Below are 24718 nucleotides of genomic sequence, written 5' to 3'. Positions count from 1 at the left end.
GTAGTAAATGCTACCAATTAGATTATCTGTAGCATTTACTTCGAAAAAATGACAGAGCAAAAGAAAGGGCGCTTCGCCGTGTTGCGAAGCGCCCGCTGACTTGATCGAACGACGAGAAGGAATATCCGGCCGGGATTATGCCGCGAGTGCAGCGCGCACTGCCGGGATCACCTTCTGTCCATAGAGCTCGATACAGCGCAGCATCTTCTCGTGGCCGAGTGCGCCGGCGCTGTACTTCAGCTGGAAGCGGCTGATGCCGAGCGTCTTGACGACCGGGGCGAGTTTGGCTGCCACCGTTTCCGGCGAGCCGACATAGAGCGAGCCCTTTTCGATCTCGTTGTCGAACTCGGCGCGCGTCATCGGCGGCCAGCCACGCTCGCGGCCGATGCGGTCGCGCATCGCCTTGAAGCAAGGCCAGAGCTCCTCGCGCGCCTGTTCGTCCGTTTCGGCGATATAGCCCGGCGAATGGATGCCGATCGGCTGCACCCGCTTGCCGAGCTGTTCGAAGGCACGGTGATAAAGGTCGACATAGGGCTGGAAGCGGTAGGGGCTCCCGCCGATGATCGCCAGCATCAGCGGTAGATCGTAATGGGCGGCGCGCACCACCGATTCCGGGCTGCCGCCGACGCCGATCCAGGTCTTCAGCTGGCCGCTCTCGATGGTCGGGAAGACCTTCTGATTGCGTAGCGGCGGCCGGATGCTGCCCTGCCAGTTCACCGGCTCGTTCTTGAGCAAGGCCGCGAACAGATCGAGCTTTTCCTCGAAGAGCTGCTCGTACTGCGACAGCTCGAAGCCGAACAGAGGGAAGGACTCCGTGAACGAACCGCGGCCGAGAATGACTTCGGCACGGCCGTTTGAGACAGCGTTCAGGCTGGAGAAGCGCTGAAACACGCGGATCGGGTCGTCCGAGCTCAGCACGGTTACAGCCGATCCCAGATGAATTTTCGATGTGCGACTGGCGATGGCCGCGAGGATGGTCTCGGGCGAGGAGACGGCAAAGTCCTCGCGGTGGTGTTCGCCGATGCCGAAGAAGTCTATCCCGAGCTGATCGGCGAGAACGCCTTCCTCGACGACGTTGCGCAGCACCTGCGCATGCGGCAGCGGCGTGCCCTTGTCGTCAAAGGTCACGTCGCCGAAAGTATCTAGGCCGAATTCGACATTATTTGTCGTCATGATTTTTCCTGTCATATGTCGAAATGATAATGTTGAGACAGCATGTAGTGCCGTTGCTGCTCATCAACTACCCGGAAAGTTTCGGCCGAAATCTTCGAGGAATTCGATATGCGCAGGCGGAGGGCGGCGTTGTCTTCGGCCCGGCTGCCGCCAATATTAGCCTTGGCGACATCACGTCGTTTGGGCGCAAATGGAGGAAGCAAATGGTCGTGCTGAAAAAGATCAACCTTACCAAAGCTTTTGCAGCATTCGATGAGACGTGGAGTCCGCATATTGGCGGTGACATCAATGATTTCCAGATCAAGCTTACGAAACTTGATGGCGCCTTCCATTGGCACCATCATGAAGAGGAAGATGAGCTGTTTCTGGTCGTCAAGGGTACGCTGCGCATGAAGCTGCGCGAAGAAAACGGCGGTGACATCGTCCTTGGACCCGGCGAATACATCATCGTTCCGCATGGCGTGGAGCATTGCCCGGTCGCCGAACCGACCTGCGAAGTCGTGCTGTTCGAGCGCAATACGACGCTCAATACCGGCAATTTGGAAAACGAGCGGACGATCCGCGAGCCCAAGCGTCTTTGAATGATCCCGATGGTCCGGCGGCCTCCCATCACGAGGGGCCGCCGGACATCATTCAGTCTATCAGTTCAGCGCCAGCTTGTTCGACGGCGTGCGGCAGGCGGCGAAAACGTCGAGCGAGGGATCATACACCTTCGTCGACACATCCATCATGCCGAGAACGCTGTGGAAGATATTGTCATGGGAGTAGGTGCCCTCGGCAGCACGCTTCGAGAGACATGCCATATCGAAACCGGCAGCCTTGGCGAGATCGTCGGCCATCCACACCAGCATCGGCACATGCGTCTGCTGCGACGGTGCGATGATATAGGGCGTGCCGTGCAGATAGATGCCGTTTTCGCCCAGTGACTCGCCGTGGTCGGAGAAATAAAGCACCGAGCCGGATACCGAATCGGAGCGCTGCTTCAGCTTGTCGATGACCATGGAGACGATGTGATCCGTGTAGAGGATCGTATTGTCATAGGCATTGGTAATTTCCTCCTGCGAGCAGGAGCTGAAGTCGTTGGAGCGGCAATCCGGCTGGAACCGACGGAATTCTTCCGGATAACGCTGATAGTAGGCCGGGCCGTGGCTGCCGAGCTGGTGCAGCACCAGCACGCTGTCGCCCTTCACCTTGTCGAGCCAGCCGTCGACCTTGTCGACGAGGATCTCGTCCTTGCACTCGCCATCCTTGCAGAAGCGCGGATCGGCAGAGGGCGGCAGATAGGTATAGGAGACGCGATTGGTCACGTCGTAGCTGCCGGTGTCGTTATCCAGCCAGGTGATATCGACCTTGGCATGGGTCAGCACATCGAGCAGGTTCTCCGTCTCAAGTCCCTTGCGATGCGAGTACTGTGCTCGCGTGTACACCGAGAACAGGCAGGGTATGGAGGTTGCCGTTGCCGTTCCGCAGCTGCTTGTATTCGGGAAATAGACGACGTTGCGCTTTGCCAATTCCGGATTGGTCATCTTGGCGTAGCCGCCGAGCGAAAAGTTCTGTGCGCGGGCCGTCTCTCCGGCGACGATGATCGTCACGCGCGGCTTGCCCTTGTCGACGACACCGACCCGGTGGGCATCCGTGCCGAGCGGCTGCGCGACGACATTTGCGTTCCTCTGCGTATCGATGACGTAACGCACCGCGCTGGTGATCGGGATCACCGGATTAAGCGTATCCATCAGGTCGCGATGCGCACGGCCAACACCGGCGTAAGTCTTATAGAAGGTCGTCCCGGCGATGACGAAGATCGTCGAGCAGGCGAGGATGACTGCGGTATTGTAAGCGAGCTTCTTGAGGATCGGGCGGTGGACGATCCGGACCCACGCGACGACAAGCGACGGCAAGACGCCCGTCAGCAAAACATAGGTGATGAAGCGCGTCGTGATCAGATGGCCGCTTTCCGCGCCTGTTGAAACGGCCGCATTGCGGATCATTTCCTTATCGATAATGACGCCGAACTGGTCATTGAACCAGGAAGATACCGATGCCACCAGAATGAAGAAGATCAGGACCGGCTTCGTGACGTACTTAGCGGAGAAGAGCGTGAAGAGCGCCATGATCGCCGCAGAGATGCCAATGACGAAGGCGGCGAAGGCTGCGGGCTCGGCGATGAAATAGCCGTAAGCCTTGGTCCAGAACATCCGATTTGTCACAAGAAGTACATAAAGCGTGGCTATAAGACATAGTGTGATACTGCCGATTGCTGGCCTGAACTTCTGTTGGCCAGATAATGCTTTTTCGTTAGTCAATGGTCGTCTCCGAGGCATGGGCTATCGGCTGGGCGCCGGGAAACCCATCGCTGCAGGGTGTGCTTTGGCTGTTAAAGCCGGCCACCATGGTCACCAATCCTGACATTTACCTGAATGACAAGTTCTTGTGCAGGGCTATTTCGAGCCTGAATTTCGGTTGTCATTCCTTTTTCCCGGCTTCATATCCAAGGTTCAGGTCGCCGTCAGAAATAGGCATCATAGCTGCTTGATTGCAACTGGGGATGCAATCGTGCGGCTTCTACTGGTCGAAGACAATATACTCATAGGCAATGCCGTGCAGGATCATTTGCGCGCGGACGGGTGGTCCGTCGACTGGTCCATGGAGTTGGAATCCGCCAAGGTCGCCATCGCCGCCGAAGCTCACGACGTGATGCTCCTTGATCTTCGATTGCCCGATGGTAGCGGCCTCGACCTGCTCAAGCTCATGGTAGCGCGTGGGGAAACGACCCCGGTCATCGTCATGTCGGCCTATGATCAGCTGTCGGACCAGATGACGGCTATGAATATTGGCGCCGTCGACTATCTCGTGAAGCCCTTTGCGTTGAGCGAGATGGCAGTTCGTGTGCGCAAGGCGGCGAGGCGCAGCCGCCTGATCCGTATGCGCAATGCCGGCTGAGCCGGCTGCTTTCAGGATCGGGCTGACGTTCCCGACCGCAGGAGATCGATGACCGCAATGGCTGCGGCAAAGACCACCAAGGACAAGAGCCAGCCGAGGACCGCGTCGGATAGATAGTGGGCTCCTGTCATCACGCGCATCATCGGCATCATGATCGAGACGACAGCAAGGGGAATGCCGAGCGGAAAACGCAGGCGCGGCGGTAGCAGCAGGACAAGGCAAAGCAACCAGCCACCGGACGACGCCTCGCCGGAGACGAAGGAACAGTTTCCAAGACACCGGCCGGCAAACGAACCCGCCTGGACGAAATCCAGCGAGCCGCCGAAGAGATCCGTGCTGCGCGGCCTCGGCCTGCCGCTGTAGCTCTTGAGCAGCGTGTTGACGATAAGACCGCAGCCGATGGCGAGCGATATCAGTGCAGCGATGTACCGATCCGTTTTCAGCGTCCGCCAGCCTGTGCCGTATTTGCGCCAGGACGAAATCAAGATGGCAATCAGGACGACGATGGCGATGTAGGGCAGGGCGAGCGTCACATCTCGCACGATCTCGAAGATAGGGTTCTTGGCCAGGTCGAAGACGCCGCAGACTTCATTCGGAATTGCAGTCGACGCACAGGGCGTAGCGGTGAAGACACTCTTGGCAACGACGAGATCGATGCTGGGAAAATGATAGAAGACAAACAACAGCGCCCACCAGAGCGCGAAGAGCGCGAGAAACACAAAAGAGGATCTGCTGACAGGCGCGTTCCGTTTTGTGTAAGCAATGGAGTTGTCGTACATCAGAGACGCCGGCCACTGTCTGAACAGGTTCAAAATGAGTGCTCGCCCGCGTTGTGAGAATGTCAAACGACCACTATCGGGCGTCTATTATGACAGAAGCCTGACAACAGCCTGAAAGTCAAATGGTCGCGAAAATCGGCCGGAGCTCCACAGGCTCGCCGGATTGATTCCGGCGAGATGATCGGGCCTTTATTTTACCTTGTGCAGCGAGCTATTCGCCCGTCTTGAAATAGGCTTCCAGCCGGTAGCCATCGGGGTCGATAACGAAGGCGGCGTAGTAGAACTGGCTGTAGTCGGGCCGGATGCCCGGCTTGCCATTGTCTTCACCGCCATTGGCGATCCCGGCGGCATAGAAGGCGTCGACCGCTTCCTGGCTTGGCGCCACGAAGCAGAAATGCAGGCCGGAGCCACGATCAGCTGGTACGGGGCGTTCCACCTCGCTGACCCAGAACTGCGCGCGCTCCGCACCATATCCAACCGTGCCGTCGAAATTGGTCACGCGCTCGTAGCCAAGAGGAGAAAGGGCTGCGTCATAAAATTTTTGCGCACGCGCCAAGTCTTTGACGCCGATCGAAATATGGTCGAACATGAAAACAAGCTCCCGCCGTGTTGTCTGCGAAAGGTTCCTCAAAGCCGCGCTTCTGGGGAAGCGCCAACCTTCGAAAGTCCGCAGGTCGAATTCGCCTCACCATCTTGCAACGGTTATGGGAAGTCAACAAAACGAAGCGATAGGCTGTCGGCTCGCTCGATCCAGGTGTTTCGTCTATAAGGCGGTCGGAGGAATGCCGTTGCCGATGAGATGAACGGGCCGGGAGCGGAATTTGCCGATATTCGGCCGTGATCCGAATTTTTTTGAAACGACTGTCGATTTCCAGAGGGCTGCTTCGTCGTCAATATGAGCGGGCTTGTTGAGCGGCAATGGTGCCGCACCTCGCTTCCGGAGGACACTTCCCATGCGTTTCATGTCTATCGTCACCTCTCGCGACCACATGCATCCGACGCCGGAGCTTTTAGAAGCCATGCACAAGCTCGCCGACCGGGAAATCAAGGCTGGCCGCATGATCGATACGGCGGGGCTGATGCCGCTTGCGACCGGCGCCCGCGTCACGATCAAGGATCGTAAGCTCAGCGTTATCGACGGTCCCTTCGTCGAGGCCAAGGAGGTCGTCGGCGGTTATGCCATCTTCGAGCTGCAGAGCAAGGAGGAGGCCGTCGCACTGGCAGTTGAGTTCATGCAGCTGCACAAGGATTTCATGCCCAGCTGGGAAGGCACATGTGAAGTACGCGCCTATTTTGACCCGAGTGCTGAGGATGTATGCGATCCGCTCGCCGAAGCAAGGGCATGATACCCTCTGTTCGAAACCGGGGCGGGCGGCCTTGACGGCCGCCGGCACTCATCGAGCGATACTGGCCGTCTGGCGGATCGAACAACCGCGGCTCATCACCAGCTTGGCGCGATTGTTGCGCGACGTGCCGCTGGCGGAGGATCTCACTCAAGAAGCACTGATCGTGGCTTTGGAGCGATGGCCGAAGACCGGCATCCCCGAGCGGCCGGGAGCTTGGCTAATGACCACGGCCAGGCGTCGGGCGCTGGACCATTTGCGTCGTCGGCGAATGCTCGATCAGAAGCACGAGATGATCGTTCGAGAGATGGAGGAGGAAGAGCAGATCATGCCCGATCTTGATACCCCTCTCGATGACGATATCGGCGATGAAATGCTGCGCTTGATCTTCACGGCATGTCACCCGCTGATCTCGCGCGAGGCACGGGTGGCGCTGGCTTTGCGGATGATCTGCGGCCTGACGACCGAGGAAATCGCCAGAGCGTTTCTCGTATCGGAAGCGACGATCGCGCAGCGGATCGTCCGCGCCAAGAAAACATTGTCGGAATCGGGGCTTTCCTATGAGACGCCGCACGGTGAGGAGCTGTCGCAGCGCCTGGCCTCGGTGCTGGAGGTCGTCTACCTGATCTTCAACGAGGGCTATACGGCTGCACGCGGCGAGGATTGGCTGCGGCTGCAACTATGCAACGAGGCGCTACGGCTGGGGCGAATATTGACGTCCGTGGCGCCGCAGGAGCCGGAAGCACATGCGCTGCTGGCTTTGATGGAGCTGAATGCGTCCCGCGCGGCGGCAAGGACCGATGCTGACGGCAATCCGATTCTACTGCTCGATCAAAACCGCGACCGCTGGGATCGACTGCAGATCCAGCGGGGTCTGCAGTCCTTGCGACGGGTGCAGGAGCTTGGAGGTGTTGGCGGGGCCTACGCCTTGCAAGCCGCGATCGTCGCCTGTCACGCAAGAGCGGGAACGGCCGATGAAACCGATTGGACGCGGATTGCCGATCTTTATGCAGAACTTGCCGGGCTTGTTCCATCCCCGATCGTCGAACTCAATCGCGCCGTCGCCGTCGGCATGGCCGAAGGTCCTGAGGCGGCATTGGAGATCATTGAAAGCCTCCGCGATGAGCCTTCATTGAAGGACTATCATCTTCTGCCGAGCGTTCGCGGCGATCTTCTTTTCAAGCTCTGTCGATACGACGAAGCGCGGCGAGCCTTTGAGACGGCAGCCGCGCTTGCTGAAAATCAGAGGGAGCGTGATTTCCTGATGCGCCGTGCCGTCGAAGCTGCAGGCGCCGGAAAGGATTGACCCGCCCGCGAGGCGGGTCATCTTGCTTTGAGCTATTCTGCAGCCTGATAATTCGCGGCCCTTGCAGCGGATGAACGCGGACCGACCGCGGCCAGCAGGGTGATGGCAGCGGCAAGGATCGTCACGAAGCCGATGCCGGCGATGTAAGGGTTCCAGCCGAAGTTCGGAGCTGCACTGAAGACGGCTGATGCCGCCGCCAGGATGATGCCGCCGCCGATCTGGAAGGAAGCAAACAGCATGCCCGAAGCCAGGCCTGATTCATCGTCACCAACGTCGGAGAGGGCCGCGACCTGGATTGAGGGATAGGTCATGGCATAGCCGACGCCGAGCAGGAGCTGTGAGATGGCGACAAGCACTATCGTATCGATATGCCCGGCCGACAGTACCCAGAAGAGATAGCTGATGGCCTGCAATCCCACGCCGAAGGTCATGAGAAGGGTCGTGCCGCGGTTTTGGCCGATCGTCGCAAAACGCGGTGCCAGGAACATGACACAGGTGCCGCCAATGGCGAAGGCAAAGCCGGTGGCAAAGGCCGACCAGCCGACGACGGTCTGGTAATAGAGCGTCGCAATGAACTGGAAGCCGACATAGGCTCCCTGGTACAGCGCAGCGACGGCATTGGCATGGCTGAGCTTGGTGCGACGGAACATGGCAAGCGGCACCATCGGATCGTGATGACGCGATTCCACGACCAGGAACAGCACGATCAGGATCAACGCGGCAAGGAGCGAGCCCCAGGTCGCGAAGGCCTGCCAGCCATCGGCGGCGGCATTGGTGACGCCGAAGACGAAGAGCAGCAGGCCAGGCGTGATCGTCAAGGCACCCGCCCAGTCGAAGCGGGCGTGCGGGCCGTTTCGTTTGTGGTCGGCCGGCAGGACGAGCGGGGCGACGATCAGCGCCAGGATGGCGACGGGTGCGCCCATGACGAGCGTCGCGCGCCAGCTGATGAGGGTCGCCGCTCCACCCAGCACCATGCCGAGCACGAAGCCGGCGGCACCGGTGGAGGAGAAGACGCCGAGCGCCTTGGCGCGAGCATTGCCTTCGCCGAACACGGAGAGAAGGAGAGCGAGGGCGGCCGGTGCTGTGAAGGCGGCAGCGATGCCCTTGATCAGGCGTGCGGCGATCAGGGTCGGGGCGCTATCGACGAAACCACCGGCAATGCTGGCCGCGGCAAATACGGCGAGCGACCATAGGAAGACGCGGCGGTGGCCGAAGAGATCGGCGACGCGGCCACCGAGCAGCAGGAAGCCGCCATAGCCGAGCACATAGGCACTGACGGCCCATTGCAGCGAGGTCGCCTGCATGCCGAGTTCTTTCTGGATTGCGGGCAGGGCCACCCCAATGGTGGAGACGTCCATGGCGTCGAGGAAATTGGCGGCGCATAGCAGCAGCAACGCCAATCCCGCCCCGCTTCGAGTTTGGGAAGAAGTCATCGGGATCGTTCCTTTCTAGGCTGCCACCTCTTGGGAGGTTGAAAGCGGCAGGGAACGAGAAAATGTACATCTTCAAACCCTATTGCAAATTGATAGTAACCATGTCAGGTATTACTGGTGATGATGAATGATGCGACACTTCGAAAAATCGATCTCAATCTGCTGCTCGCCTTCTCCGTGCTGATGCAGGAGCGGAATGTGAGCCGTGCGGCCGAGCGGTTGCTGCTCGGTCAGCCGGGCCTTTCTGCAGCGCTGCGCCGGCTGCGCGAGACGCTGGGCGACGAATTGTTCGTGCGCGTCGGGCGCGGTTTGCAGCCGACACCACGGGCGCTTTCGATCGCGCCGGCAATCGAGGATGCGCTGTCCGGCATCGAGCGTGCCATTCGCCCGCCGGCAGCTTTCGACCCGGCAAACTGGCACGGCGAGTTCCGCGTCGGGCTCTGCGATAATCTCGAATCGTCCTTCTTCGGACCGCTGGTGGCGCGGTTGCGTCAGCTCGCACCGCACGCGCGGCTGACCAGCGTGGCGTTCGACCGGCGTGACGCCGTGCGGCTGCTGGACGAGGGCGCCTTCGACTTCAGCATCTCGGTGCATGACGAGCCAGCTTCCTGGCATGTTCGGGCTCCCCTGTTCGACCAGGCTTCGCTCTGCATCTACGATGGTCGGCATCTGAAATGTGCCACACCGCTGAGCCTGAAGCACTTCGCGACCGCGCCGCATGTCACCGTTTCGCTGGAAGGCGCCACATCGACGGGCGTCGATGTCGCTCTTGCACGCCTCGGCCATCGTCGTCAGGTCGTGGCGACGGTTCCCCGTTTTTCCGCGCTGCCGACGACGCTGCGGGCCATTCCGGCCATTGCGACGGTTCCCGAAGCCATTGCCCGCTGCATGGCGCAACTGCACGATCTGACGATTTCGGAGCCGCCGTTCGAACTGCCCGCTGATCCCGTGACCATGCTTTATCGGCGTGTCGATCAAGCCGACAGCCGCTCGGTGTGGTTCCGCCGCCTTTTCGTTGATGTCGTGAAGGAAGCGCTTGAGGCGAGTGGGTGCCGCATGGGTGTTTCCACGGATGCCTGCTGTTATGAGCCGCTACCTCTGGCCGAAGCCGTCTGATCCCCAAGGAAAGCAATCGTTATGATCCGGCAAACCCAGCGTCTGGTCCTGCGCATGCCGGAGGAGCGGGATCTGGATTTCGTGGCCGCACTCTTTGCCCGGCCAGAACTTGTTGCTCACCGGCCCGATCCGACGCCGGATTCTCCGACGGAAAGTGCGCGAAGGCTGGCCCGTGATCGCGCGCACTGGCGCTTGAATGGATTCGGGCGTTGGGCGATCGAAACGGATGACCGGCTGATCGGCTTTGGCGGCGTTACCGTTTCGACGGAATTCGACGGGCTCAATCTCTCCTACCACCTGCACCCCGATTATTGGGGAAGCGGCTATGCGACTGAACTGGTGCGGGAGGCTTTGGCCTTCGCCTGTCACGACCTGCAAGCAAAGCGCGTCGTCGGCCTTGTGCGTCCTGTCAATGTCGCCTCCCGGCGCGTGCTGGAAAAATGCGGCTTCGGTTTCGAGCGCGAAATCATGCTGCATGGCGCGCCGACGCATCTTCTTTCGTACCGGATCACTGCGGCTGATGCGGACGAACCGGTTTAGCCGTCGGGGTAGGGCATGCCGTCCTTGTGTACGAAACGCCCATCCGTGCTGGAGCTCATCATGTCAACGTCCGAACAGGTGATGAGGTCCGTCGGCGAACGCGAGCCGGCCTCGAGATAGATGGCTGTGGTACTCGACTTGTTGATCATGTGATGGCCGTTGCCGGAACCCTTCGGGAAGGCGGCGCAATCGCCCGCGCGTAATATGGTTTCGCCATCGTCCTCGACCAGCGTCAGCTCACCTTCCAGCACGTAGACGAATTCATCCTCCTCCGAATGCCAGTGTCGTTGGCTCGACCAGTTGCCCGGCGGCAGCCGCATGAGATTGACGCCGAAATCCTTGAGGCCGCCGGCATTGCCCAGCCGCTGCCGGATGCGCTCTGTGCAAGGGTCGTTGAATGGAGCGGGATAACGCGTGCCTTTGATTTCCGGCACGGCTGCAACATCGATCTTCGGCATGATGATCCTGCCTCGATTTGCCATGGGTGGATATGCTGTCTGCGTAGCTCGAATTCTACCAAGATTTATCTCGGTCAGTCCAGCATCCTATCTGGCATTATATTCTCGCGATATCCTCGCGAAGTGCCTGGCAAACCACCTCTATTTGCTGCCTTTTGTCATGTATCTGTCATCGTTCGTACACATGTGCGTCGTTTAGGCAACACAGTATATGTACATGCTGTCACATACGTTCGACCCCTCATTTCGATCCTTGTAAAAGCGAGATCTCAGTCACAACTTCCTGCTCGGAAGCGAAGCGTCGTGCTTCGGACTAGCCACTGAAACTTGACCTCGAACGGCCCCCAGGTTCGTCTGTCGCGCAAGTTCATTTGAAGAATGGAGTTACCATGAACATCAAGAGCTTGCTTATCGGCTCGGCCGCGGCCCTCTGTGTCGTCTCCGGCGCTCACGCGGCTGACGCCATCGTTGCCGCCGAACCGGAGCCGCTGGAATATGTGCGCATCTGCGACGCGTTCGGCGCTGGCTATTTCTTCATACCCGGCACGGAGACCTGCTTGCGGGTCGGCGGCAAGGTTCGCACCGAAGGCCAGTGGAAAGATCCTTACAATCGCGACAGCAACTTCGGCACCAAGTGGCATACCCGCGCCGAACTCAATCTCAATACCGCGACCGACACCGAATATGGTCCGCTGAAGACCGAAACCATCGTTCGCTGGGACTGGAACGACGGCGGTTCGACCTCCACGAACCTGCTGTGGGCCTACATCACTCTCGGCGGTTTCACTGTCGGCAAGACGGACTCGCAATATAACCAGTTCGTCGGCTATGCCGGCGACGTGATCCAAGACGACGTCATCTATGACGGTCCGTATGAATTGAACCAGCTGACCTATAATTATGACAGCGGCACCGGCTTCACGGGCGTCATCTCGCTCGAAGACAGCAACTCCGGCACCACCACCAGCGCCTACGGAGGCAGCTGGCAGCTTTCGAAGGCCGACCACTACGCTCCGAACGTTGTCGCTGGTCTCGGTTACAAGGCCGGCATGTTCGGTTTCAAGGTCGTCGGCGGCTATGACTCGATCGTCGAGGAAGGCGCCATCAAGGCTCGTGTCGACGCCGACTTCGGTTTCCTCACGGCCTTCTTGATGGGCGGCTGGAACACCGATGGCGACAAGCTCAACCAGTATGCCGGCTCGAACCAGAACGTGTCTGCCTGCACGACCTCCGATGGCGTCGTTCACGGTGCGAAGTGCGGCTGGGGCGACTGGGCCGTCTGGGGCGGCGTCGGCGTTCCGATCAACGACAAGCTGAAGTGGAACGTTCAGCTTGCCTATACCGACTCGAAGATCTTCGAAGCCACGACCAACGTAAAGTTCAACCCGGTCAAGAACCTGCTGGTCGAGCCTGAATTCACCTACGTTCACTATGACCTGCCGAGCGATGATACCTTCTCGGGTATCCTGCGCTTCGAGCGGACTTTCTAAGGTCGGTCGACTTGGCTTGACCTTCATCTAAAGTAGGGCCTGGTATTTGCATCAGGCCCTGTTTGTCTCACTCCGAGACGATTGGAAAACTTAGCTCAGCCAGCATGCTGCCAATCGGCATGAGGCGAGACGGCTTTCAGCTCGAGCGTATCTGAACCACGAGCTTGCCGGGGCGATCGTTCACGATCGCAACCTATACAGCTGACAAAGGGAAGTCGGCTTACTGTCATAAATGTGAAGCTAATGAAGGGATATCTCATCCCTTCTAGCGCTACTTGGTGCCATCAAAGGAAGCCCCATGAAGACGATCATCACTCTTGCAGCAATTGCAACGATGTCTACCAACGCCATGGCCATGTCGGCCTACAATTCGAAATCGATGACCTGCGCAGCTGTGCATGAGAAGATAGCACAGGAAGGGTCGATCGTGCTGAGGTATCCATCTCATCATCCGGGCCTGATGATGTACAATCGAACGGTCTCGAATTCGATGGCATGCCTCGGTCAGGGCGCTATGAGCAGTGCCAGCGTCCCCACGAGTGATGATCCCAACTGCAAGATCAAGACCTGCAGCTTCTCCACCGGCAAGGGGCCGAACAAGAACCACTGAGCTGATGGTAAATGACGGGTCGACCGCTTCGGATCGGAGCGTCGGAATCAAGTCAGCAAGGCGGGCCATGAATTGGATCGTCTTGCCGGCCAATACTTCGATCGGCATGAATCCAATGTCAAGCTTTCATTGACCGCCTATCAGTCGCAAACGCGAGCGCGATACATGTCGCCCCATGCGTTCTGATGCCATACCACATGGCAGCGGGAATAATATGGTGCCGGCGGCAGATAGCCGGGTGCATAGGCAGGGCCTGCATACATAGGCGCCGGATAGGCCGGAGGAATGGTCGCGCCGGCGACCAAAGCACCGCCGATAACCGCTCCTGCGATGCCGGCGGCAACGCTTCGGCCGAAATTGTTATGAGCTTCAGCCTGGGAAGCGGTGGCAATTGTCGTGCCTGCAATTGTCAAGGCGACCAGACCGGTGATGGCAAGTGTGCGCATAGTGGTCCGCATAGCCTTGATCCTTATGTCCAGTAGTTGCGACCCTTCGGTCGCTGAGTACGATCAGACAATAGCTCTTCCAGCATTACCGCCAGGCATCCATCCGGTTAAACCTTGGTAAGGTGGTGGGGAACGATCCACGCAGGCCGGTTTGCCGGCCCATCGCAAATGGGGTGGTGTGGGCACCGTTGAAGGACACGGGGTGTTCCGGACCTTCTCAAACGGCGATCGCACGTCATCGCGGAATTAATTCGCAAAGGTCAGATCAGCGCGGATCAGTGCCATACCAAGTGTTCGGTCATCCGCCGTTCCCATCAAAATCGCTGGTGACGTGGCATCTGGAATGCTGATTTTTATCTCCTGATAAGCCATTTCTGTGCTTAGCGGCACGGACAACTCGTTGCCATCCTGTTTCGTCACCGACATCGCCTTCTTCCAATCGCCGCTCTTGGTCTGGCTTTCGAGTTCAATCATGACGGGTCGCTGGGGGCTTGCTCCGAAAATGCTGAAATGGAGTGTCGTAAGACATTTCCTGACATCACAAGCGTCTGGAACAGGAAGCGCCAGCTTAGCGACGGACTGGGACCAAACGTGATCCGCTTCTGGCGTGTTCCATCCCTCGCTCAGGATGAATCCGATATCTGGCAATGCTGTCCCGAACTCGATTGGAAAGGGAGTGTGTGAGAGGATGGTTTTCAATAGGAGATCGTGACCGCTCTCTCTTTGGTATTCAGGTCGCAGCCTGATTGTCGCAAACAGATCGTCGTCGCTCACAGATAGATAGGGCGATGCCTCGATCTTTTGGATTGTCGAATGAAGGGCGGCCTTTCGTTGGTCTGGGCAATAAAAATCAGGAATATCGCTCCATTCTTCCTTCAAACTCTCTGTAAGCTTGGCCTTCGTTTGATCGAGGCAGGGCCAGAGGTGCGCAGACCACAGCGTATGGAAATACGGAACGATCACGGCATCCGTCTTTTGCAGTGCAAGCAATCGCACGATATGACTGACCTTACTGTCATCGAGCTGCCCACCCAAAGCCTGCATATCCGAAGGCCACTGGGTTTGCGCATCAGCAAGGTTCTTGTCTCCCCCTATATTGAAGGCTCGAAACCCTATCTTCGGCGCGAGATAGTTTACGATAAAATCATTTTGCCAGGGGACGAAGGCAACCGTTTCGTTCTGCTTGACAGTCTGACGCAGTTTCTCGACCAAGTCCGTATCGATCTGAAGAAACTGCATCCTGTTGTCGGCGAGCGAGCGAAATCTCTCGGGAAGATTCGGAATATTAAGAAGCGCGATTAAAGTAAGCGCTACGGCCGGCAGCTTATATCTCCTGTCAGAGCTTCCTGACCAGATGACGATCACCATCCATAGTGCGAATATCCCGAGAGCAGACCATCGATAGGATGCTCGCATCGATTTGAAGCCGGGCAGCGTTTCGGAGATCCATGCATTCCCCGTTGGCGCTATAGCAAGCTGAGCTGGCATCAGCGCGCTTTGTTGGCCCGGGTGCGCGGTCCGAATTTCTTCAGGCTTAACGGAGTCGATTTTCAACGATGGTCCCAGGGCCATGTAGAAGGCGATCAGCGCCACGATCAGGAAACACATCGAGAGATTGCAGCGTTTCCCGGCCTGCCACCAGGCCCATAACGCAACTGCAATCGTGGGGAGTGCAAAGGTTGTCCTCCAGACGGAGGCGTCGCCAAAGTATAGCGCATCCGACCTTGCTGCGCTTAGGCCGGACTTGTCGAGGAGCCAATACATTCCTTTTGTTGGAACAAGGGCAAAAGATAAATCAAGCCCCCAGCCGCGAAAGAAATCTATCGGACTCTGTTCGTAAGTATATCTGCCGATATAGGCTGCAAACGCTATGTACGCGAGGAAAAAACTGGCGATGTGAACAGGCAACGCTTTCGTCCACAGATCCTGGCGTTTTGCGCCCTCCGATAATAGGGAGTAACCAAGGAGAATACTCGAGCCGACGGCAAACATCACAAAGGTGTAGCCATCCATGAAAATCGAAATGAGAGCAGCCAGAACGTAAAGGGATGCCGCCGAGACTCGGTTGACGGCCATTTCCAGCCGGAACAGGCGCAATGCTGCGAGAAAGTAAAAGGGCAGGAGGCCAATTCCCAATGAAAGCATTGAATAGTTTGCATGTGCCCAGACAATGGGCATGCCCATCCACGCTGCCGCGCCGAGGATTGAGAGAGAGCGAACTGTCCCTAAAGACCGACAAATGAGATAGGCGGAGCAAAACGCAATCATGAGCCAAAGCGCAAATACGCCGGCATAGGCGTCAGCGGGATGTAATCCCAACCGGATCAGCCAACCCATGGGGAGTGCGCCGGAAAGGCCGAAGGCGATCGCCGCGGGCAGGGGAATTCCAAAATCGTGGGCGCGGATGTCCAGCAACCCGCCATTGGCAAAAGATTGGGCAAACCCGGAGGCCCATATGGCCTGTCCCAATGTCGGCGTCATGAGGAATGGCACTGCGCCGTGAAGCAGGAGCACCCAGGCGCCAGCCAAGACTGCAAAGATTACTTCCTGCGCGGTCCAGTCTGCATCCCGCAATATGGTCTGCTCACTAATTTCCATTCAAATTATCTCTGAAGCTTGATGCACATGAAGACGATAGCAACCGCTGCATCCCCAGCTAGCGTCACGATACGGTATCCCAGTGCTACCGCGGTTGCGTCACTGACGGATAAGCCTAGCGTTGAAAGCCCGCCAATGAGGAGCGCCTCGCGTACGCCAAGTCCTCCGGGAGCGCCGGGAACGACAAAGCCGACGAGCCAGGCGGTTGTTCCTATGCCAATGAGTTCGGTTATCCCAACGTCGCTAATGATGCTCTTGCAAAGCGCAGTCAGCAGCAAGCCGGTTCCGAGGAAGAACAACACATAGATGACAAACGCTATGGCGAGCGCCGAAAGCATTCGATAGCTAATTTTTGCGGTTCTTAAACGAGCCGTGAGAACAATGCCGATTACCAGAGCTGCAATACCGACAGCTGCTATCATGGTATCCACTAGCTGCGAATTGTATCCATACAGGCTCAGGGCGCGCACCAAAGTCGATTTGGCGAAAGCGACGGCGAGGACGGACGCAGCGGATACGATCGTTAGCAGTTCTCCAATTTGGGCAAAGGCCAGCGCCTTGTTTGAAACCCCTGCCTTCTTCGCGAAGCCATAACGGCCAACCATGTGAAGCACGTTGCTTGGAAGGTATTTGTAGATCTGGGTTCGCCCGCAAATGACAAGCGCCTGCATCGTGCCTAGCGAGGGGCCATCAGCCGCTGTCAGCAGGCGATGCCATGCCAGACCGACAAGTTGGAGAAGGACGGCATAGGCCAAAACGGAGCCGAAAACGGTCGAGACGAACAGCCCTGACGACAAGCTGTGGCGTATCCCATCGAAGGAACGATAGACGGTCGCACCCACGACGAGGATCGCAATCAAACTCAGCAGTGTGCCTGCGATGCGGGCATAAAATTTCATCTGCCCAGCCCCGGCAACGCCACGGCTTCGCACCACCTCACGCACGACGGCAAAGAACCATTGTCCAAGGGAGCGGCTTACGGATTTCGACGATCGAAAACTTCGTCCGCAGAAGATCGAGAAACGCGGCGCTCGACCAATGCTGGATATGACCGGGGGTATTGCCCATATTCCGAATATATTTCCCACGTGCCATGTTCAGGGCGCGCCAAAGCGGTTCTCGCGGCACACTCACGAGCAGATAAGGGTTGGCCAGAGATTGTAAAACAGCCAGCGCGCGTTCCGTTTGTGGAACATGCTCCAACACCTCACAGCAAATGACCAGTTCGGCGCTTGCTTCTGCTGCCGTCAAATCAAACAGCGACCGGGTTTGGAATCTGTGCGTTATATCGCGTGCTTCGCATTGACCGTTGGCTTCGGCGACGCTGCTCTCTTCCAAATCACTTCCGCGCACATTCCAGCCGCGATCATGCAAGCGCATCGAAAGATTGCCTTCGCCGCAGCCCACCTCATATGCGTCGCGAGTGCTTGCCTTGTCAGCAAGCTCATCGAAGCTGCTCAGGAAGCCATTCATCAAATAACGTGCGATCGGGTTTCGCGTATTATACTTGTCGTAATAATTTCCCGCGACGTTATCATAGGTTGGAAGGGCCTCGGCCATTGTCTTTATTCCGCTTATTTTGCTAGTCCCCGCTTGAGCTTGGTAAGACCAGATTGAATGGGTTGTCGTTCAGTTCCGAGCTGTTGCTGCAGCTGCTTGATCTTGATCTCTTCAAGCAGTCGCCTGTTAACCGCGATAAGTTCAGCCAAAACTCCGCTCACGGCGATGATGCCAGCAAGTGCGATCAACGCGCTTGAAAGGACCAGAGACTGTATGTTGCCGCTACCTTCTCCAATCATATATTTATAGAGAAAGCGCAGGATCATCAAAATACCGGGTATGGCGAGGATGGCCGCGATTGTCGTGAAGAAGCGTAAGGGGCTATAAACAATGAATATTCTGGCGATCGTGATGAGCGAATGCCGGACATAGCTCGGAATGCTTTTGACGAGCCTTGACGGCCGTAAATCGCCATTCACTCTGATCGGTACGGAGGTGATCGGGATATTCCTGCGTCCCGCCTGGATGATCGTTTCCAGAGTGTAGGTATATCGGTTGAATACGTTCAGCTGCACCGCCGCATCGCGATGGATGGCGCGAAACCCGCTGGGGGCGTCTGCAACTGTGGTATCGCTTGCCAGTTTCACCGTCCAGCTGCCGAATCTCTGGAGAATTTTCTTCAAAGGCGAAAAGTGCTCGATTTCACTGATCGGCCTGGCACCAACCACAATCAGTGCGCGTTTTTCCAAGATCGGGCGAACCAAATCGGGAATGCAGGATGCGTCGTATTGATTGTCGGCATCGGTGTTTACAATCACATCGGCCCCAAGCTTCAGCGCCGTTTCGATACCCGTCATGAAGGCTCGGGCGAGGCCCTGATTGTGTGTCAGGGAAATGATGTGATCCACGCCGTTCTCCGCTGCCACCTTGGCGGTGTCGTCAACGGACCCATCGTCGATAACCAGCCATTCGACCGTGTCGAAACCCTCAACTTGTCGCGGAAGATCGGCAAGCGTAATCGGCAGGGTCTTTTGCTCGTTTAGGCAAGGAATCTGAATGATGAGTTTTGACAATTCGGCACTCTTGGAAAATTCGCGGAGGAAAAGCATGCATACTGAGCAGCACTCCGGGTGATCATACCAATTAGCGTGGTATGAACATCCCTGCAATGCCATTAATAAAGACGTTACGCAGATGTCCTCTGTTTTATTTGATAAAGTTGAGTGACCATTAGGTTAGCATGTATTTTGCTGAGCGCACAGGCATTAAAGGACTATCTGCTGTCAGCAACTCATTCTGCCGAGTCGAGGCATGGGACAGTTAATACCAAAGGATGCGAAGGTGCCGTCGCGGCTCTGTTGAATAGAACGCGCGTTGTTGGCTGGTTGCCAAATGGGGCTAGATCATCTCAGGCGATGAATGTTTAGGGTCGCTTCCAGCGCTTACATGAAGCCCAGCTGTTTTGGCGGAACGTCGTTGAGATTTATGGCGCGCCGCGCCGGGTGAAGACGAGAACTATGTCTACTCTATAACCCTCTAATACCGCCCTTTGAGTTGGATTGCCTACGTTTTCAGGCCGCCGTAGATCGCAGGCTATCTGCTCGCCCGCCATTCGGACGAGCCGCGTTGCAATAGCGCGCTTCGAGATCACGTCTGCAAAGCTCGATATGCAGCCTACACGCTTTCGAAGCGCCTAACCGGAAACGTTCGTGGCGCTTTGTTCGACGCGCAGACGGAGGCATATCAGGAAAGCCAGAGGTGCCAGATCGAAATTGATCCCGGTTCGAGCCTCTCGGATGAATGGGAAGAATAAAGAAAGCTGCGACCATGCTTGGAATGCGCCAGGTCGAAACCTCCCGAGCCTGTCGCCATTGGCAGTCCTTCGACGAAATAGCCGGGAGGACTTTGTGAAACGGCGTTGGAAAGAAAGGGCGTCAGTTTGGTGCCGATCGATGAGCCATCCCTGACATAGGCGATCATGAACGCTTCACGATTGCCCCAGGCATATTCGCCCTCCACGAAACGCCGTATGCCATTATCGCAATACAGCGCCTCCGTCTTCGATGCGGCAGCGTCGATGATCTTGGCCTCCGTGATGAGGGGGAAGCTGCGGTTACGATTGGATAGGTAGATCGAAAGATCGGGACGCTTTTCCAGATGCGATCCGTCGAAGCTCAGGCTCTCCTTTCCCCGTGCAACGCAAAGAACGAGCTGACCCCAGAGCGGTTCGTGCTCTATCATCGCGTTGAGGCGTGCTTCCAGCAGGGCCGTCACTTCGGACTCTGTGCCCGAGGCGACAGTTGCAGGCGCTTGCGCGCGAATGTCGCCGAAAGCTTGAAGAAGGCTTTCCGCAATAATGTCGAGATGAACGGTCGGCACCTCGGGCAACGGTAACTGAAGCCCCCGCGTCAGTTCGGTAATCTGATCGGGACGTGGATGAATCGACACTGCTCTCATGCCCGTACCTGACCCTTAAGTAGGTCAAGGTGCGACCAGACGATGCGCTGGGCGAGCAGCCGCGCTTGCGTTTCGCTCCAGTAGCGCTTCTGTGCCAGTCGACCGATGAGCAGACCTTCATCTCCATCGCGAAGCACGACTTCCGATGCGGCTGCCTCGTCGGCAACTCGCAGCAACCCTTCCCAATCACGCGCACCGACAGATGCACCGCGATCCCCCTGCGTTGTGCGCACATCGATACCATACCAAGGAGCGATGGTTGGCTGGCGAAGAGGACGAACCACGATTTTGGTGTCGAAACGAGCGCACCAATGGGCAAGCTCACCTTCTAAAACTTCGCAAAAGCGGAGCTGCTCCGCTTCCGTCGGGTTTGCCTGGGCCTCCCGCTTGCTGTGTGCGAACGGCAGGTTGAACTCCAATGTATCCGAAATGACCTGAAGATCGCGTGGGCCGAGGCCGTACAGTTCGGCGACCCATTTATCCACGACGGCCCAAGTATTTTCACCACGCTGCAAGCCATCAAAGAGCGCCAGCAGTTCGTCCTTCTGTGAGCGGGCGAGTGTCCTGAAGTCCGGCAAGGGGATACGATCCAGCGTCGCCTTCTCGATGACCTCTCGCTCGACCCCGAATCGACCGCTGGTTACGAGAGCGATCCAGACAGCCAATTCGCTGCCCAGAACGAGTGCTAGATAACGAACGAGGAGATGAGCTTCAGGAAAGTCGGTTGCGCTGTATCCATAGAAACTCTGATTAAAGACCACGTCCTTCTCGGAGATGGCCACGCCAATGCGCCCGGTGAGCACCGGGGGCGCCTCATGAACCACGACAAGCGGCCCTGAATAGATGTCCTTCGAACGCAAACGATGGACGCGATCCTGAGTGAAGGCGGACAGTCGCCCATGATTGATTTCGATATTGCTGAACGTAGCGGCCGTGATTTCAGGCAATCCGTATAGAGCACGCGCATCTTCTCCTGGTCGACCGTCACCCTGCCGCCGAACCGTACTGCTGGCTCGCAACTTTTGGTATCCGTTTCCGCTTCCCTTCAGCTGCCCGCCCGGAGACATTCCGATCGCTTCGCGCCAGAATGCTTCCAGGGTTGGATGCCCTTGACTGCGCAAACGTTCGACGATCCCGAAGTCTGCCTTCGATCCACGAAATAGTATTTTGAGTATTTCGGGCGTTTGCGAAAGTTGTTTTGAGGCAATCACTTCGGCATTCAGTGCATCTACCCGCATCGTGCCGGAGTCGTTCAGTGACGATTCTACCTTTGGGCTGATAAGTCGAAACCCGGCACCGGGGCCGGGTCTCCTGTTAGTAGCCAGCAGGATGCAGAACGGCGCGGAAATCTCAGGCCAAACCTTCGTCTGGCGTAAATCGACGCCGTTGATGACAGAGGTGACATCGAGCGCCTCGAACATGGCCTGACGCGCCTCGGCCATTCCATCACCTTGCAAGAACAGCAGTCTGGCATGAAGGGCAAAGGCAATTTGCCCCCCAGGCTTGGCCCACTCCATAGCGCGCCAGACGAAGGGCAGGTCGAGCCCTTCGTTCGGCAGAGGCGGCGATGCGATCGATACCTTCCTGTCGGCGGCGATACGGGATACTGTCGCGCGAACGAGGCTCCAGTTGGGCAGTCCAGTGCCGCTTGCCCAAGGAGGATTCCCGATCACCAGGTCGTAGCGACCGATATGTTCGTCCCCGACGAGCGGCCCTAGGCTCCCCAGCTCGTTGCCCTCGGTTTCGATATCGGCCCTGATGCGATGCAGCACCTTGCCGCGCAGATCCTTGAACCGCAATTTGTCGACTGGGCGCGGATTTGGGTCCAGTTCGATCGACATGAGGTACAGCCCCAACGCCGCGAAGCGGAGTGCCGCTTCGTTGATGTCGAAACCTACGATCTGATTGTAGAGAAGCGATCTCAATACGCCCGTATCGGGGCGCTTGCCCTCCAAACGCCAACTCTCCGCTACCAACTCGCGAAAGGCCGTCAAGAGGAAGACCCCGGCACCGGCCGCCGGGTCGAGAACCCTCGCTTTATGACACGCGTCTTGCCGCTCCAGCGCCCGGAAGGACGCGCGCACCATCAGGTCCGCAATCGGTCGTGGAGTGTAATAACCGCCCTCGCGCCGTTGCCGCGCTGGCGCATGACTGCGCAGATAAAGCTCGTATGCCTGACTTAAAACGCCAACAGGAATATGAGCGAAGTCGAGGTGATCCCACTTTTCTTCCCAACCAAGGAATAGCTGACTATCGGGCGCGCGGCGAAGTACATCACCAAGAGTGTGATAAGCATGATCCGGTAACAGTGCGAAGATGCTGTCCGATACCGGCAGAAGATCGCCATTGAAGGTCGCATCAAGCCAGGCGGAGGTTTTTGCCGCGACCTCTCGATTGTCGAAAAGGCTCGCACCACCATCTGCGCCGGACAACGCTGATGGCAGCAGGCTCCGATCTGCGAGAAACCGCGTGAAGAGGGCGCGCCCGACGAGCGAGATTGCATCCTCATCCGCCACATCGTCGATCGCAATCAGCTTGGTGATCGACCCAGTAAGCAGATTCAAAACGACATTGGAAATCCAGTTGCGCTGGCTGATTGCGGCTTGGGGGCGGATATTTGCCAAGCGCGCCAACGCCGCGACCTTGTTGTCGCTGCCATCGCTCCAATCGACACGAGCCTGTCCCGGCGATTTACTGTCGAGCGCAATACGATAAACGTCCAGTCGGCCTGGCCCGACGACCGCCAGATACGGGGCGTCACCTCGCATGGCGAGCAGTCGCCTTATCTTATGAAGATGGCCCTCATTTTGAAGAGTATCGATGTCAATGAGAACGAGCAGCGGCGCGCCTTGCCATTCGTAAATGGCACTAACGCTTCCCAGCAAATCTCTTCCAGCGCGGCGCGCCGTCAGGAGTGTCGCGTATGGCAGAAGGTCAGGGCCGTCGCCGTCCAGCAGACGAAGCCCTGCGGGATCGCCGCCAAAATCTGAAATGATGGTCGCTAGATCAACCATTGAACGGCCTCGCGTGGCACAAAGAGACACGCGCTGTCATGTCGCAGGTGGTCTTCATATGTCGAGGTCCAAATTGGTTTGGCGATCTCCGCCGAAACGCCCTCGACGAGCTCCCCCGCGCGGTTTTTTGGGCGCCAGTTCGACTTTTGACATGACGCTCCGATAGTCGCCACCCATCTGGTTGAGGCCAGCGACGAGAACGGCAATAAGCGCCAAGTGCGTAGGAAGTTCACCAGTGCGCGCATAATTTGAGAGCGAATTAGGGTTCATGCCGATAAGTTCCGCGAACGCCCGGACACTCAACCCAGCCTTTCCGAGCTCTTCTAGGAAATCCGCATAGAGCATCCCGAGCGTACCACTACATAGATTAATGTATGATGCCACATAATTTTATGTGGGTAAAGCGGCTTGCCGGCATTGTGGACAGAAAACGGACAGGAAGGCGGCGATCGGGCTGCACGGTTTTCAGGTTTTGCGTCTTTGCACATCCTGATCCATTCCTCGTACCCGGCTCCCGCTTTCGCTCGCGCCGGGCCTATCGCTTGGGCGCGCTAGGGATCGCTGACGCTCGGCCGGGACGATCTCCACGTCGTTCCTCCGTTCCGTACAGGCCGGGTAAACGGATTGCGGGCATGAAGAAGCAGGCGATGGCGGAAACCGCAGAGAAGCCTCTGGCCGAAAGTGGCTGGCTGCCTTCTGTGCTGCGCACCACACGGCCCGTTGGACTCGATGCCACACCAGCGGCAGACGCCTACATGCAAGTCGCCGAGTGAGGACCGGTCCGGGATCGCGTGAGCGGTCCCGGCCTTCCTGCCATACGTCACCCCAAAAATCGGTCGCGCGGGGATCGACCCCGCGCGACCGATCTGATGGCCGTCGCATTGGTCGCCGGTCTTTCTGTCTTGGCCTATACGCTCGCGGTCTACGCGCTGCCCTTCATGCTCGGCGTCGAGGCAACGAAATGGGCCTATGCCTCTGGCCTGATCGGCGTTGTCGCTGGCCTGTCGGCACTGTTGCGGCTGGCGGGAGATTCGCAATCAGCGTCATGATCGGGGCCGCGGATCAGATCAAAGATGGCGAACTTTCAGCGTCCCATCCCACTTGGTGTTCAGATACTCGCAGACGAGCCGCCGATGGCAATGATGCGGCTTGTCCTCCGAGCACAGCAGGCATCCACCCTGAAACATATTCGGTTTCAGTCTGCTCTCGATCTTGCGCTGTTCCATCAAGCGCATGAACGAGCCTTCGTAAATATTCCAATCACCCTTGTCGCGCTTGAAGGCTTTCAGAATGTCATCTGTCGGTGCGAGTAGAGGCAGGTGAACATAGTCCGCGCCGCAAATCTCTTTCAGAAAATAAGCCAGATCGTCGGCTTTGGCGAAGCCCGCCAATTGTGACGTATTATGCAGGCGGACGTCGATCACCTTCTTGACGCCCGCATTCTTCAGCCTGTCGAAAAACTTGGACGCGGTGGTTTTGGTGAACCCAATCGTCGTTAAATCAATGCCTCTCAAA

24 protein-coding genes are annotated in these 24718 nt (G+C 57.6%); 10 read left to right on the top strand and 14 right to left on the bottom strand.

The window, feature by feature from the left end; genetic code table 11:
• Positions 1-135: 135 nt before the first annotated feature.
• On the bottom strand, positions 136-1173 hold the full coding sequence (locus GA0061100_RS03735) for an LLM class flavin-dependent oxidoreductase (protein WP_075851288.1): 1038 nt from the start codon (positions 1171-1173) through the stop codon (positions 136-138).
• A gap of 29 nt (positions 1174-1202) precedes the next feature.
• Between GA0061100_RS03735 and GA0061100_RS03730 the strand changes: the two genes are divergently transcribed.
• Positions 1203-1754, top strand: a complete 552-nt coding sequence (locus tag GA0061100_RS03730; RefSeq protein WP_244557756.1) for a cupin domain-containing protein — start codon at positions 1203-1205, stop codon at positions 1752-1754.
• Positions 1755-1814: 60 nt separating this feature from the next.
• Here the strand turns inward: GA0061100_RS03730 and GA0061100_RS03725 are convergent, their stop codons facing one another.
• Positions 1815-3494 carry a phosphoethanolamine transferase gene (locus GA0061100_RS03725; RefSeq protein WP_075851285.1) on the bottom strand — a complete coding sequence of 560 codons (1680 nt, stop codon included), beginning with the start codon at positions 3492-3494 and terminating at the stop codon, positions 1815-1817.
• A gap of 232 nt (positions 3495-3726) precedes the next feature.
• Here GA0061100_RS03725 and GA0061100_RS03720 point away from each other — a divergent pair, with 232 nt between their 5' ends.
• A complete protein-coding gene (locus GA0061100_RS03720) occupies positions 3727-4113 on the top strand; it encodes a response regulator (protein WP_075851881.1) in 387 nt (128 codons plus the stop codon).
• An 11-nt stretch (positions 4114-4124) separates the two neighbouring features.
• On the opposite strand, the gene GA0061100_RS03715 is transcribed toward GA0061100_RS03720, so the two are convergent.
• Positions 4125-4832: a phosphatase PAP2 family protein gene (locus GA0061100_RS03715; protein ID WP_244557755.1), complete on the bottom strand. Its 708-nt coding sequence runs from the start codon at positions 4830-4832 to the stop codon at positions 4125-4127.
• Positions 4833-5103: 271 nt separating this feature from the next.
• Positions 5104-5481 (bottom strand): VOC family protein, encoded by a 378-nt coding sequence (locus GA0061100_RS03710; RefSeq protein ID WP_075851282.1) that lies wholly within the window; start codon positions 5479-5481, stop codon positions 5104-5106.
• Between the two features lie 364 nt (positions 5482-5845).
• On the opposite strand from GA0061100_RS03710, the gene GA0061100_RS03700 reads away from it, so the two are divergent.
• Both GA0061100_RS03700 and GA0061100_RS03695 read left to right on the top strand, forming a co-directional pair.
• A complete protein-coding gene (locus GA0061100_RS03700; protein ID WP_075851279.1) occupies positions 5846-6238 on the top strand; it encodes a YciI family protein in 393 nt (130 codons plus the stop codon).
• Positions 6239-6269: 31 nt separating this feature from the next.
• On the top strand, positions 6270-7541 hold the full coding sequence (locus tag GA0061100_RS03695; RefSeq protein WP_075851880.1) for an RNA polymerase sigma factor: 1272 nt from the start codon (positions 6270-6272) through the stop codon (positions 7539-7541).
• 32 nt (positions 7542-7573) lie between these two features.
• Here the strand turns inward: GA0061100_RS03695 and GA0061100_RS03690 are convergent, their stop codons facing one another.
• Positions 7574-8974 carry an MFS transporter gene (locus GA0061100_RS03690; protein ID WP_075851277.1) on the bottom strand — a complete coding sequence of 467 codons (1401 nt, stop codon included), beginning with the start codon at positions 8972-8974 and terminating at the stop codon, positions 7574-7576.
• Between the two features lie 120 nt (positions 8975-9094).
• On the opposite strand from GA0061100_RS03690, the gene GA0061100_RS03685 reads away from it, so the two are divergent.
• A complete protein-coding gene (locus GA0061100_RS03685) occupies positions 9095-10090 on the top strand; it encodes a LysR family transcriptional regulator (protein WP_075851275.1) in 996 nt (331 codons plus the stop codon).
• A gap of 21 nt (positions 10091-10111) precedes the next feature.
• The gene (locus GA0061100_RS03680; protein ID WP_075851273.1) at positions 10112-10630 is read left to right on the top strand and encodes a GNAT family N-acetyltransferase; all 519 of its coding nucleotides are present in this window, start codon (positions 10112-10114) and stop codon (positions 10628-10630) included.
• Here GA0061100_RS03680 and GA0061100_RS03675 read toward each other — a convergent pair.
• Positions 10627-11088, bottom strand: a complete 462-nt coding sequence (locus GA0061100_RS03675; RefSeq protein ID WP_075851879.1) for a cupin domain-containing protein — start codon at positions 11086-11088, stop codon at positions 10627-10629. The genes GA0061100_RS03680 and GA0061100_RS03675 overlap by 4 nt on opposite strands.
• A gap of 389 nt (positions 11089-11477) precedes the next feature.
• On the opposite strand from GA0061100_RS03675, the gene GA0061100_RS03670 reads away from it, so the two are divergent.
• Positions 11478-12578 (top strand): porin, encoded by a 1101-nt coding sequence (locus GA0061100_RS03670; RefSeq protein ID WP_075851272.1) that lies wholly within the window; start codon positions 11478-11480, stop codon positions 12576-12578.
• A gap of 298 nt (positions 12579-12876) precedes the next feature.
• The gene (locus tag GA0061100_RS03665; protein WP_075851270.1) at positions 12877-13188 is read left to right on the top strand and encodes a hypothetical protein; all 312 of its coding nucleotides are present in this window, start codon (positions 12877-12879) and stop codon (positions 13186-13188) included.
• Positions 13189-13328: 140 nt separating this feature from the next.
• On the opposite strand, the gene GA0061100_RS03660 is transcribed toward GA0061100_RS03665, so the two are convergent.
• From GA0061100_RS03660 to GA0061100_RS03630, 7 genes are all read right to left on the bottom strand, one after another.
• Positions 13329-13646, bottom strand: coding sequence for a hypothetical protein (locus GA0061100_RS03660; RefSeq protein WP_075851268.1), 318 nt, complete (start codon positions 13644-13646; stop codon positions 13329-13331).
• 234 nt (positions 13647-13880) lie between these two features.
• On the bottom strand, positions 13881-16232 hold the full coding sequence (locus GA0061100_RS03655; RefSeq protein WP_075851266.1) for a hypothetical protein: 2352 nt from the start codon (positions 16230-16232) through the stop codon (positions 13881-13883).
• A 5-nt stretch (positions 16233-16237) separates the two neighbouring features.
• Positions 16238-17131, bottom strand: a complete 894-nt coding sequence (locus tag GA0061100_RS03650) for a lysylphosphatidylglycerol synthase transmembrane domain-containing protein (protein WP_075851264.1) — start codon at positions 17129-17131, stop codon at positions 16238-16240.
• 37 nt (positions 17132-17168) lie between these two features.
• Positions 17169-17792 (bottom strand): class I SAM-dependent methyltransferase, encoded by a 624-nt coding sequence (locus GA0061100_RS03645; protein ID WP_075851262.1) that lies wholly within the window; start codon positions 17790-17792, stop codon positions 17169-17171.
• A gap of 14 nt (positions 17793-17806) precedes the next feature.
• Positions 17807-18805 (bottom strand): glycosyltransferase family 2 protein, encoded by a 999-nt coding sequence (locus GA0061100_RS03640; RefSeq protein WP_244557754.1) that lies wholly within the window; start codon positions 18803-18805, stop codon positions 17807-17809.
• 670 nt (positions 18806-19475) lie between these two features.
• Positions 19476-20189, bottom strand: a complete 714-nt coding sequence (locus GA0061100_RS03635; protein WP_075851260.1) for a hypothetical protein — start codon at positions 20187-20189, stop codon at positions 19476-19478.
• The gene (locus GA0061100_RS03630) at positions 20186-23203 is read right to left on the bottom strand and encodes an HsdM family class I SAM-dependent methyltransferase (RefSeq protein ID WP_075851259.1); all 3018 of its coding nucleotides are present in this window, start codon (positions 23201-23203) and stop codon (positions 20186-20188) included. The genes GA0061100_RS03635 and GA0061100_RS03630 overlap by 4 nt, the downstream gene beginning before the upstream one ends.
• 632 nt (positions 23204-23835) lie before the next feature.
• Between GA0061100_RS03630 and GA0061100_RS34605 the strand changes: the two genes are divergently transcribed.
• Together GA0061100_RS34605 and GA0061100_RS03620 are read left to right on the top strand one after the other, a co-directional pair.
• The gene (locus tag GA0061100_RS34605) at positions 23836-23976 is read left to right on the top strand and encodes a hypothetical protein (protein WP_159444763.1); all 141 of its coding nucleotides are present in this window, start codon (positions 23836-23838) and stop codon (positions 23974-23976) included.
• 96 nt (positions 23977-24072) lie between these two features.
• A complete protein-coding gene (locus tag GA0061100_RS03620) occupies positions 24073-24252 on the top strand; it encodes a hypothetical protein (protein WP_075851255.1) in 180 nt (59 codons plus the stop codon).
• Positions 24253-24270: 18 nt separating this feature from the next.
• Here the strand turns inward: GA0061100_RS03620 and GA0061100_RS03615 are convergent, their stop codons facing one another.
• The gene (locus GA0061100_RS03615; protein WP_342194701.1) at positions 24271-24717 is read right to left on the bottom strand and encodes a DUF488 domain-containing protein; all 447 of its coding nucleotides are present in this window, start codon (positions 24715-24717) and stop codon (positions 24271-24273) included.
• Between the last annotated feature and the right edge of the window lies 1 nt (position 24718).

It is taken from the genome of Martinezella hainanensis (assembly GCF_900094555.1).
In the GTDB taxonomy this organism is placed as follows: domain Bacteria; phylum Pseudomonadota; class Alphaproteobacteria; order Rhizobiales; family Rhizobiaceae; genus Rhizobium; species Rhizobium hainanense.
Note: the sequence above shows the minus strand (reverse complement) of the source record. Positions and strands in the feature narration are given on the sequence as shown.

Bases quoted from the DNA above. Each gene is read 5' to 3' on its own strand.
- GA0061100_RS03735 (WP_075851288.1), bottom strand. From the start codon at position 1,173: ATGACGACAAATAATGTCGAATTCGGCCTAGATACTTTCGGCGACGTG.
- GA0061100_RS03730 (WP_244557756.1), top strand. From the start codon at position 1,203: ATGTTGAGACAGCATGTAGTGCCGTTGCTGCTCATCAACTACCCGGAA.
- GA0061100_RS03725 (WP_075851285.1), bottom strand. From the start codon at position 3,494: ATGCCTCGGAGACGACCATTGACTAACGAAAAAGCATTATCTGGCCAA.
- GA0061100_RS03710 (WP_075851282.1), bottom strand. From the start codon at position 5,481: ATGTTCGACCATATTTCGATCGGCGTCAAAGACTTGGCGCGTGCGCAA.
- GA0061100_RS03700 (WP_075851279.1), top strand. From the start codon at position 5,846: ATGCGTTTCATGTCTATCGTCACCTCTCGCGACCACATGCATCCGACG.
- GA0061100_RS03690 (WP_075851277.1), bottom strand. From the start codon at position 8,974: ATGACTTCTTCCCAAACTCGAAGCGGGGCGGGATTGGCGTTGCTGCTG.
- GA0061100_RS03685 (WP_075851275.1), top strand. From the start codon at position 9,095: ATGATGAATGATGCGACACTTCGAAAAATCGATCTCAATCTGCTGCTC.
- GA0061100_RS03680 (WP_075851273.1), top strand. From the start codon at position 10,112: ATGATCCGGCAAACCCAGCGTCTGGTCCTGCGCATGCCGGAGGAGCGG.
- GA0061100_RS03675 (WP_075851879.1), bottom strand. From the start codon at position 11,088: ATGCCGAAGATCGATGTTGCAGCCGTGCCGGAAATCAAAGGCACGCGT.
- GA0061100_RS03670 (WP_075851272.1), top strand. From the start codon at position 11,478: ATGAACATCAAGAGCTTGCTTATCGGCTCGGCCGCGGCCCTCTGTGTC.
- GA0061100_RS03665 (WP_075851270.1), top strand. From the start codon at position 12,877: ATGAAGACGATCATCACTCTTGCAGCAATTGCAACGATGTCTACCAAC.
- GA0061100_RS03660 (WP_075851268.1), bottom strand. From the start codon at position 13,646: ATGCGGACCACTATGCGCACACTTGCCATCACCGGTCTGGTCGCCTTG.
- GA0061100_RS03655 (WP_075851266.1), bottom strand. From the start codon at position 16,232: ATGGAAATTAGTGAGCAGACCATATTGCGGGATGCAGACTGGACCGCG.
- GA0061100_RS03650 (WP_075851264.1), bottom strand. From the start codon at position 17,131: ATGAAATTTTATGCCCGCATCGCAGGCACACTGCTGAGTTTGATTGCG.
- GA0061100_RS03645 (WP_075851262.1), bottom strand. From the start codon at position 17,792: ATGGCCGAGGCCCTTCCAACCTATGATAACGTCGCGGGAAATTATTAC.
- GA0061100_RS03635 (WP_075851260.1), bottom strand. From the start codon at position 20,189: ATGAGAGCAGTGTCGATTCATCCACGTCCCGATCAGATTACCGAACTG.
- GA0061100_RS03630 (WP_075851259.1), bottom strand. From the start codon at position 23,203: ATGGTTGATCTAGCGACCATCATTTCAGATTTTGGCGGCGATCCCGCA.
- GA0061100_RS34605 (WP_159444763.1), top strand. From the start codon at position 23,836: ATGAAGAAGCAGGCGATGGCGGAAACCGCAGAGAAGCCTCTGGCCGAA.
- GA0061100_RS03620 (WP_075851255.1), top strand. From the start codon at position 24,073: ATGGCCGTCGCATTGGTCGCCGGTCTTTCTGTCTTGGCCTATACGCTC.